Consider the following 3,056-nt stretch of genomic DNA (forward strand, 5'->3'; position numbering starts at 1 on the left):
TGATTTCGCCTCAAAGGCCGCGCGCCTCATCATCGAAGTTGATGGGGATACACATTCCGCCAAAGATCGCTATGACGCCCGACGAACCGAGTTTCTGGAATCGCTGGGCTATACTGTGATCCGTTTTGCCAATTCCGATGTCATGCACAATATCGAGAGCGTGTTGGGCGTGATTGCGCAGGCGTTGCATACTCCCCCTCTCCCCAACCCTCCCCCCAAGGGGGAGGGAGCTAAGGTATGACCATGATCCCGCCCGGCCTTCTTCCCGAAGGATTATCCGACCGCCTGCCGCCCCAGGCCGAAGCCTCCGCGCGCCTCGCGCGCCGCGTGCTCGATACGGTGGCGACCCATGGCTATGAGCGGGTCATGCCCCCGCTCGCGGAATTCGAAGACACGCTCACCCAGCGCCTCAAATCCATGCGCGCGCAGGATATGGTCCGCGCCGTCGATCCCGTGTCGCAGCGCAGTCTGGCGCTGCGCCCGGACATGACCGCGCAGGTCGGCCGCATCGCCGCCACGCGCCTCGCCGCCGCGCCGCGTCCCTTGCGCCTTTCCTATGCCGGGCCAGTCATCCGCCTCAAGGCCAACCAGTTGCGCCCGGAGCGCGAGAAATTGCAGGTCGGCGCTGAACTGATCGGCACCGACAGCGTCGCCGCTGCCGTGGAGATCGTCAATGTCGCGATCGAAGCGTTGCAGGCGGCGGGCGTCACCGGCCTCACCATCGACTTCACCCTGCCCGACCTGATCGACATGCTGGCCGCCGGGCCGCTGCCATTGGCGGCGGGCGAGTTGGAAGCGGTGCGTACCGAACTCGACGCCAAGGATGCGGGCGCTCTTGTGGCGCTTGGCCCGCAAGCCGCCGCCTATCTGCCCCTCATCGAAGCGACCGGCCCGTTCCACGCCGCGATGGAGCGCTTGGAAGCCTTCAACGCAAGCCTGGGCGGCGCGATCGACAGCCGTATCGCGGGCCTGCGCGCCATCGCCAAGCCGATCGGCTGGGACATCACGCTAACGCTCGACCCGACCGAACGGCATGGCTTCGAATATCAGAACTGGTTCGGCTTTTCGATCTTCGCCGAAGGGTTCATCGGCGAAATCGGACGCGGCGGCAGCTATGCGATCTGCCACGCCAATGGGCAGGATGAACCGGCAATGGGCTTCTCGCTCTATCCCGATCCCTTGATCGACGCAGGCTTTGGCGGCGAAACGCCCAAGCGCCTGTTCCTGCCGCTGGGCGCCGATGCGACCCGCGCCGCCGAACTGCGCGCCGAAGGCTGGCACACCGTCGCGGCGCTGGTCGGGGATGAGGATGGCGCGAAGCTGCGCTGTTCGCACTGGCTCGACGGCGCGGAGTTTCGCCCCTTCTGACTTGACTTGAGGGCTGCGGCAGGGCTAACCGCCGCGCGAACAGGGCGGCTTTGCGCCCAATCGATCCTACCGGCATGCCGAGTCCCGTCGAAGGGCATGGCCGGTCCGCGCGGCGGGCGGAGATCTGTATCCATGGCAAATGTAACCGTGATCGGCGCCCAATGGGGTGACGAGGGCAAGGGCAAGATCGTCGATTGGCTGTCGGAGCGCGCCGATGTCGTCGCCCGTTTCCAGGGCGGCCATAATGCGGGCCACACGCTCGTCGTCGGCGAGAAGGTCTATAAGCTCTCGCTGCTGCCGTCGGGCATCGTGCGTGGCACGCTCAGCGTCATCGGCAATGGCGTGGTGCTGGACCCCTGGCATTTCCGCGATGAGGTTGCCAAATTATCCGCGCAGGGCGTCACCATCACGCCCGACAATCTTCAGATCGCCGAAACCTGCCCGCTGATCCTGCCCTTCCACCGCGACCTCGATGGACTGCGCGAAGATGCCAGCGGTGCGGGCAAGATCGGCACCACCCGGCGCGGCATTGGTCCTGCCTATGAAGACAAGGTCGGCCGCCGCGCCATCCGCGTGTGCGATCTTGCCCATCTCGACGATCTTGGCCCACAGCTGGATCGCCTGACCGCCCATCATGACGCATTGCGCACCGGCTTTGGCGAACCGCCGATCGACCGCGCCGCGCTGATGGCGGAATTGACCGAGATCGCCGACTTCATCCTGCCCTTCGTCAAGCCGGTCTGGCTGACGCTCAACCGCGCCAAGGCGGCGGGCAAGCGCATCCTGTTCGAAGGCGCACAGGGCACGTTGCTCGACATCGACCATGGCACTTATCCCTTCGTCACCTCGTCCAATACGGTCGCGGGCACGGCTGCGAGCGGCACCGGCCTTGGCCCCAATGCGGCTGGCTTCGTGCTGGGCATCGTCAAGGCCTATACCACCCGCGTCGGCTCCGGCCCGTTCCCCACCGAGCTGGAGGACGCCACCGGCCAGCGGCTGGGCGAGCGCGGCCATGAATTTGGCACCGTCACCGGGCGCAAGCGCCGCTGCGGCTGGTTCGACGCCGTACTGGTCCGCCAGTCGGTCGCGGTATCGGGCGTCACCGGCATCGCGCTCACCAAGCTCGACGTGCTGGACGGGTTCGACACGCTGCAAATCTGCGTCGGCTACAAGATTGGCGAGCAGACGTTCGACTATCTGCCCGCCCATGCGCAGGATCAGGCCAAGGCCCAGCCGATCTACGAAAGCATCGAAGGCTGGCATGACACCACGGCTGGCGCGCGCAGCTGGGCCGAATTGCCCGCGCAGGCGATCAAATATATCCGCCGGATCGAAGAGCTCATCGGTTGCCCGGTAACGCTCGTCTCCACCAGCCCAGAGCGCGAGGATACCATCCTCGTGCGCGATCCCTTCGCGGATTAAGGGCAATGGCGGAGAAGTTCGAACGGCACCGGCAGCCCTGGACGCAGGACGAAATCCAGAAGCTGCACACGCTGGCCAAGAAGGGCATGGGGCTGAAGGCGATCGCCAAGGCGCTGACCCGGACCGAGGAATCGACCAAGGCCCGCGCCAAGGAAGACGGGTTGAACATCGCTAAATTGCGGTGAATCCGTTGTTCCCCGGCGAAGGTGTTTTATCCCGTCTGTTTGTATAGAGTTGTTTGGAGTGGCTGCTGGATTGCGCCATCT

Annotated in this window: 4 protein-coding genes; all 4 read left to right on the plus strand. The window is 65.2% G+C overall.

Annotated features, from left to right (window positions below; all coding sequences use genetic code 11):
• A partial coding sequence (locus IL54_RS22875; protein WP_037478165.1) for an endonuclease domain-containing protein occupies nucleotides 1-241 on the plus strand: 241 nt, incomplete at its 5' end.
• Nucleotides 238-1,368, plus strand: a complete 1,131-nt coding sequence (locus IL54_RS08535; protein ID WP_037474782.1) for an ATP phosphoribosyltransferase regulatory subunit — start codon at nucleotides 238-240, stop codon at nucleotides 1,366-1,368. The genes IL54_RS22875 and IL54_RS08535, both read left to right, overlap by 4 nt.
• 132 nt (nucleotides 1,369-1,500) lie before the next feature.
• Nucleotides 1,501-2,790, plus strand: coding sequence for an adenylosuccinate synthase (locus IL54_RS08540; RefSeq protein WP_037474785.1), 1,290 nt, complete (start codon nucleotides 1,501-1,503; stop codon nucleotides 2,788-2,790).
• A gap of 5 nt (nucleotides 2,791-2,795) precedes the next feature.
• Nucleotides 2,796-2,975, plus strand: a complete 180-nt coding sequence (locus tag IL54_RS08545; RefSeq protein WP_037474787.1) for a hypothetical protein — start codon at nucleotides 2,796-2,798, stop codon at nucleotides 2,973-2,975.
• The last annotated feature ends 81 nt before the right edge of the window (nucleotides 2,976-3,056 follow it).

The organism is Sphingobium sp. ba1 (assembly GCF_000743655.1).
GTDB lineage: Bacteria > Pseudomonadota > Alphaproteobacteria > Sphingomonadales > Sphingomonadaceae > Sphingobium.

Excerpts from the sequence above, each read along its gene's own strand:
- IL54_RS08540 (WP_037474785.1), top strand. The coding sequence starts at position 1,501 with ATGGCAAATGTAACCGTGATCGGCGCCCAATGGGGTGACGAGGGCAAG.
- IL54_RS08545 (WP_037474787.1), top strand. The coding sequence starts at position 2,796 with ATGGCGGAGAAGTTCGAACGGCACCGGCAGCCCTGGACGCAGGACGAA.
- IL54_RS08535 (WP_037474782.1), top strand. The coding sequence starts at position 238 with ATGACCATGATCCCGCCCGGCCTTCTTCCCGAAGGATTATCCGACCGC.